The 6,176-nt window shown below is 44.7% G+C and carries 7 protein-coding genes; 4 read left to right on the top strand and 3 right to left on the bottom strand.

The annotated features are described in order from the left end of the window. A partial coding sequence (locus A6D97_RS14230) for a copper homeostasis protein CutC (protein WP_276202728.1) occupies nucleotides 1–451 on the bottom strand: 451 nt, incomplete at its 3' end. Between the two features lie 310 nt (nucleotides 452–761). Further along, nucleotides 762–1,370 carry a peroxiredoxin C gene (locus A6D97_RS14225; protein WP_004740353.1) on the bottom strand — a complete coding sequence of 203 codons (609 nt, stop codon included), beginning with the start codon at nucleotides 1,368–1,370 and terminating at the stop codon, nucleotides 762–764. A 210-nt stretch (nucleotides 1,371–1,580) separates the two neighbouring features. Here A6D97_RS14225 and A6D97_RS14220 point away from each other — a divergent pair, with 210 nt between their 5' ends. Then, nucleotides 1,581–2,486 (top strand): hydrogen peroxide-inducible genes activator, encoded by a 906-nt coding sequence (locus A6D97_RS14220; protein WP_017062525.1) that lies wholly within the window; start codon nucleotides 1,581–1,583, stop codon nucleotides 2,484–2,486. A gap of 69 nt (nucleotides 2,487–2,555) precedes the next feature. Here the strand turns inward: A6D97_RS14220 and A6D97_RS14215 are convergent, their stop codons facing one another. Then, nucleotides 2,556–3,002: a CBS domain-containing protein gene (locus A6D97_RS14215; RefSeq protein WP_017062524.1), complete on the bottom strand. Its 447-nt coding sequence runs from the start codon at nucleotides 3,000–3,002 to the stop codon at nucleotides 2,556–2,558. A 334-nt stretch (nucleotides 3,003–3,336) separates the two neighbouring features. Between A6D97_RS14215 and queA the strand changes: the two genes are divergently transcribed. The 3 genes from queA (at nucleotide 3,337) to yajC (ending at nucleotide 6,162) form a co-directional block, all read left to right on the top strand. Continuing rightward, a complete protein-coding gene (queA, locus tag A6D97_RS14210) occupies nucleotides 3,337–4,389 on the top strand; it encodes a tRNA preQ1(34) S-adenosylmethionine ribosyltransferase-isomerase QueA (protein ID WP_065584660.1) in 1,053 nt (350 codons plus the stop codon). 195 nt (nucleotides 4,390–4,584) lie between these two features. Continuing rightward, nucleotides 4,585–5,721 carry a tRNA guanosine(34) transglycosylase Tgt gene (gene tgt, locus A6D97_RS14205; RefSeq protein ID WP_017056177.1) on the top strand — a complete coding sequence of 379 codons (1,137 nt, stop codon included), beginning with the start codon at nucleotides 4,585–4,587 and terminating at the stop codon, nucleotides 5,719–5,721. Nucleotides 5,722–5,832: 111 nt separating this feature from the next. Further along, nucleotides 5,833–6,162 (top strand): preprotein translocase subunit YajC, encoded by a 330-nt coding sequence (gene yajC, locus A6D97_RS14200; protein WP_010440492.1) that lies wholly within the window; start codon nucleotides 5,833–5,835, stop codon nucleotides 6,160–6,162. Nucleotides 6,163–6,176: the final 14 nt, after the last annotated feature.

The following is a 6,176-nucleotide window of genomic DNA, read 5'->3' as shown; positions in this document are numbered from 1 at the left end:
GTACCAGGACTCTTTCGCATCCAAGTGTAATGATTTGTTCTAATGCTGCTTGGAAATCAGAGCTTTGATCGATGGCTCTGTGGAAGGTAATCCCAAGCTTTAACAAGTGCGCTTTGTCAGCCAGTTGTTGCATCTTTGGCATATCAATACTTCCGTTCGGCGCTAACACACCAAGTACGACCCCATCCAATCCTGCATTTGCGCAAGCTTCAATATCTTCAAGCATACAGAGCATATCGTCGTTATCGAAAATGAAGTCGCCTTGTCTTGGGCGTATCATAGCGTAGACCGGAACCGACGAAACTATTGCCGCTTGTTTCATCATTCCGAAGCTTGGAGTTAGTCCGCCAAGTGCTAATGAAGAGCAAAGCTCAATTCGACTCGCGCCACCAGATAGTGCGTTATGCAGAGATTCTAAGTTATCGATACAGACTTCAATTTCGGTGTTCATCGTGTTTATCCGTTCAAAAAGATACTGATGAAATAATAGCAATCTAGGTGTGATTCTGAATAGATGGGGATAAGGGAAAATAGAGGTAAAGTTTAGGTTTATCGCTACCTCAATTATCTATTACAAGAGTCAGTCTAGGGGAGCGAGGAGGGGAAAACAAAAAGCCCGAAGCGTTAACTTCGGGCTTTTAATAGGACTTTACTTCTTAACTGATTGGCGGTGCGCTTTGCGCTATTAGCTTATGCTTTATGTCTCTTTAAAGAGAATCTTCCAACCATTAACCCGCGTTGAGCTCGGGCTTAAGAGGTAATTACTTGCTTAGGTCGTCAGCGTGCTCAGATAGGAATGCTGCAACACCTTTTGGAGATGCGTCCATACCTGATTTGCCTTCTTCCCATTGTGCAGGACAAACTTCACCGTTCTTCTCGTGGAAGTTTAGTGCGTCTACCATGCGTAGCATTTCGTCGATGTTACGACCTAGTGGAAGATCGTTAACTACTTGGTGACGTACAAGGCCGTCAGCGTCGATTAGGAAAGAACCACGGAAAGCAACGCCTGCTTCTGGGTGCTCAACATCGTATGCTTTGCAGATCTCGTGCTTAACGTCAGCAACTAGAGGGTATTTAACTTGACCGATACCGCCATCAGCGATAGCAGTGTTACGCCATGCGTTGTGAGAGAATTGAGAATCGATAGAAACACCGATTACTTCAACGCCTTTAGCTTGGAAATCTTCAAGACGGTTGTCGAAAGCGATTAGCTCTGAAGGACAAACGAAAGTGAAGTCTAGTGGGTAGAAGAAAACTACAGCTTTCTTACCTTTAGTGAATTCTGCGAAGTTGAAGTTATCAACGATCTCACCGTTACCTAGAACAGCTGCTGCAGTAAAGTCAGGGGCTTGACGACCTACTAGTACCATTTTGGAATCTCCTAAAAAATTAGTTGGCCCAACACATCTTTGTTTGGGCTCCGTTTCTACGGGACAAACTATAGTACAATCGGTACTATAGAAAAAAGCGAATTAAATAGATTAAGTTAATCGAAAAAAGCGATAAGCTTATTCTTTGTCCTGTCCTTAGGTCGAATGACCTTTACCTAACTTATCCTACTCATATTACAAAGTAATTTCATGAATAAATGGCCAAGTCTTAAGCAACTTCACTATCTTGTTACTCTTCACGAAACTCGTCATTTCAGTGATGCCGCAGATCGCTGTTTCGTCAGTCAATCTACGCTAAGTAAAGGCATTCAAAACCTAGAAGAGCTGATTGGTTGCCCGCTTTATGAGAAGAAAGATAAAAAGAGCCCGCTAGTTTTCACGCAAGCAGGTGAGCTGGTGGTCAAGCACGGTCGAGAGCTACTAGCGAAAGGACAAGATCTCGTAGAGCTTGGAAATCTATGTAACGGGGATGCGATGCAAGGGCAGCTGCGAGTCGGGTGTATTCCTACTATAGCGCCGTTCCTTTTGTGCGATTTGGTACAGGAAGCCAACCAGCGCTTTCCACAATTAAATTTGCTGTTACGTGAAGACACAACGACCAACCTATTGGCTGCGCTGCGTCATGGAGATTTAGATGTGCTGATTCTGGCTTTGCCTGTCGATATCGACAATATGGAAAGCCAAGTTGTTGGGCAAGACCCTTTCCGGATGGTGATCAGTCGCAATCAAGCTGATGGTATTCGCGTTCCGATTAAATACGATGACCTGCCAGACGAATCTGTATTTTTGTTGGAGAACGAGCATTGCTTAACCGAGCATGCTGTGTCGGCTTGTAAGTTAACGGATAAAGAGAAGATCAACCCGTTCACTGCGACGAGCCTTCACACATTGGTGCAAATGGTGGCCAATGGTTTAGGAACCACCTTTATTCCGCAAATGGCGATCGACCACGGTTTATTGGAAAACCAGAATCTCGTTGTGATCGATCCTCCTGGTCAGCAGGCCTACCGAGATATTGGCCTTGTCTGGCGACCAAGCTCTTCGCGTCGTGAGACATTCCATCAATTAGCGGATGTGGTATCTGAGCTTCTATAATAATCCGCTGCGACAACAATCCCTCTGAGCGGCTGAATTGGCCGCTCTTCTTTATATCAATTCCGAGCGTTACTCTACTTCCGCTTCTTCTGGCTCTACTTCTTCTTGCAGCTCCAGTAAATTGATCGCTATCGTGACAAAATCGCTGTCTGTAATAATGCCTACTAGTTCGTGGTTTTCTACGACAGGTAAACAGCCCACTTTATGTTTCTGCATGTAGATAGCCGATTCTTTTAATCCTGCACGCGGCTCTACCGACATAACACTTTTGTGCATGATGTCGTTGAGGGGAGTAGCAAGAGTAAAAGATTGAGCTTGTGGGATGTTTTGTAGGCTGGATTCTTGAGCGGCGAGAACGTCTCGCTGTGTGACGACACCTAGTAGTTGCCTGTCGGAATCGACGACCGGAATATGGCGGATATCAAGTGCTTCCATCATGTGCTTAGCATCGGCCAGTGAGTGTGAGCGCAATAGGGTATGAGGGTTGCGAGTCATCATATCTTCAACCTTGATCATACGAACCTCCTTCTTTTTTATTTGTTGCTATTACTATAGTTTTTTATCCAAAAAATAACTGAGATCTGACGCATTCTTGGGTGAGTTTTATGCAACTAATTCTTTAGCTTGAGGAGGTGAATCAGTCGCATTATTTTACGCCTCTTTACAATAATCCAGTGCTGTAAACCTTGCTATTGCGGCTCGTGTGCCTATACTAGCCCACTGCGAAATTTTTAGTCGTGTTTGCGATGTGTTTCTGGTAACGATTGACTTACCGTAACGATTATCCAGCAACTACGATTTATGATTCGTCAACGGCACAAATCTCATCAACTAAGACAAGACTAGACACATGCAAGTTTCAGATTTTCACTTTGACCTACCAGATGAACTCATTGCTCGCTACCCTCAAGAGGAGCGTACAGCAAGCCGCCTGCTTAAATTAGATGGCAACAGCGGTAACCTAGCTGATGGTTCGTTTAAAGACGTTTTAGACTTGGTTGAGCCAGGCGATCTTGTTGTTTTCAATAACACTCGAGTGATTCCAGCTCGTGTATTTGGTCGCAAGGCATCAGGCGGTAAGCTTGAAGTGCTGGTTGAACGTATGCTTGATGAGAAAAGCATTCTTGCGCATGTTCGTTGTTCTAAATCACCGAAGCCGGGTACCAAGTTGTTCCTTGGTGAGAACGATGAATATGAAGCTGAAATGGTGGCGCGTCACGATGCGTTATTCGAAATCCATTTCACATCCGATCAAAGCGTTTTAGAGATTCTTAACAGTGTTGGTCACATGCCACTGCCTCCTTACATCGATCGTCCTGATGAAGATGCAGATAAAGAGCGCTACCAGACTGTCTATAATGAAAAGCCGGGTGCGGTTGCAGCGCCAACAGCAGGCCTTCACTTTGATGACAAGCTAATGGCTGACATGAAAGAAAAAGGTGTTGAGTTTGCTTACGTGACGCTTCATGTTGGTGCTGGTACGTTCCAGCCAGTAAAAGTTGATAATATTAACGATCACCACATGCATGCTGAGTACGTTGAAGTGCCGCAAGAAGTGGTTGACGCCGTAGCTGCAGCAAAAGCCCGTGGCGGCCGTATTATTGCTGTTGGTACAACATCAGTACGCTCACTAGAAAGTGCAGCTCAAGATGCATTGAAGAAAGGCACTGAGCTCGTTCCTTTCTTTGGTGATACAGAAATCTTCATCTTCCCTGGCTATGAATACCAGTTGGTGGATTGCTTGATTACCAACTTCCACTTGCCAGAATCAACACTGATTATGTTGGTGAGTGCATTTGCAGGTTACGACAACGTGATGGGCGCATACGATCACGCAGTGAAGAGCGAATATAGTTTCTTCAGCTACGGTGATGCCATGTTCATCAATAAGAAAACAAGCTAATTTAAGCTAGTTATAAACGATATACATTAGAATTTACGGGTGCTAGCAGTAAGCTAGGAGTCGGGCAGGGTGTCTGTCTAATCTCTCGCAAGGAATACGCGACCGCTCCTCATAGAACCCACTAGACTGAACTTTTGTTTGGCCTAAGGTTCTGAATTAACAGTCAGATTGTTTCTCTGGCATATTGGAGGCTTCGTGAAATTAAAATACGAACTTAAAAAAACTAATAGCGGCGCACGTCGTGGTCAACTTCAGTTTGAACGCGGTACCGTTGAAACCCCAGCATTCATGCCTGTAGGTACTTACGGTACTGTTAAAGGTATGACACCTGAAGAAGTAAAAGACACAGGTGCTGAAATCCTATTAGGTAACACATTCCACCTATGGCTACGTCCTGGTCAAGAAATCATGAAAATGCACGGTGACCTGCACGATTTCATGAACTGGCACGGTCCTATCCTGACTGATTCAGGCGGCTTTCAAGTATTCAGCCTAGGTGCAATGCGTAAAATCACTGAAGAGGGTGTTCATTTCCGTAACCCTGTAAACGGTGACAAGATCTTCATGGACGCTGAGAAGTCTATGGAAATCCAAAAAGATTTAGGTTCAGACATCGTAATGATCTTCGATGAGTGTACGCCTTACCCTGCGACACACAAAGAAGCAAAAGACTCAATGGAGATGTCTCTTCGTTGGGCTGAGCGTTCACGTAACCACTTCGACAAACTTGAAAACCCGAACTCACTGTTCGGTATCGTTCAAGGTGGCGTGTACGAAGACCTTCGTGATGTATCCGTTAAAGGCCTAACAGAAATTGGTTTTGACGGTTACGCAGTAGGTGGCCTAGCAGTAGGCGAACCAAAAGAAGATATGCACCGCATTCTTGAGCACACATGTCCTCAACTGCCAGAAGATAAGCCACGTTACCTAATGGGCGTAGGCAAACCGGAAGACTTGGTTGAAGGTGTTCGTCGCGGTATCGACATGTTTGACTGTGTAATGCCAACGCGAAATGCACGTAACGGCCACCTGTTTGTGACTGAAGGTGTGATCAAGATCCGTAATGCGAAGCATAAAACCGATACAACACCACTAGATTCAGAGTGTGACTGTTACACTTGTAAGAACTACAGCAAGTCGTACTTACACCATTTGGATCGTTGTAACGAAATCCTAGGTGCTCGACTGAACACGATTCATAACCTGCGTTTCTACCAACGAGTAATGTCAGACATTCGTCAGTCTATCGATGAAGACCGCTTTGAAGAGTTCGTTGCAGAGTTCTACGCAAGAATGGGGCGTGAAGTGCCACCACTAGGTAAAGAATCTTAGTATTTCTTTTTTGCGAGCCCTATCTCTCTTCCGAGTGATGGGGCTTGAAAATAAAGGGATGCAACCCAATTAGACAAACAATTACGAAAATATAAATAGAGGATGTTTTAAATGTTTATTTCTCAAGCTCACGCAGCAGCAGAAGGTGCACCAGCAGGCGGCGGTTTCGAAATGCTTATCATGCTAGGTATGTTCGCTGTGATCTTCTACTTCATGATCTACCGTCCACAAGCTAAGCGTGTTAAAGAGCACAAGAACCTTATGTCTTCTATGGGCAAAGGCGATGAAGTTCTTACAAGCGGCGGCCTAATCGGCAAGATCACTAAGATTGCAGAAGACAGTGACTACGTTGCTATCGAACTGAATGCAAACAACGAAGTAGTTATCAAGAAAGACTTCGTTACAGCAGTGCTACCAAAAGGTACTCTGAAATCTCTATAAACAGCTAGAGGATC

It is taken from the genome of Vibrio sp. ZF57 (genome assembly GCF_001691235.1).
Taxonomy (GTDB): Bacteria; Pseudomonadota; Gammaproteobacteria; order Enterobacterales; family Vibrionaceae; genus Vibrio; species Vibrio crassostreae_C.
The sequence above is the reverse complement of the archived record's forward strand: the minus strand, read 5'-3'. Positions and strand labels throughout refer to the sequence as shown.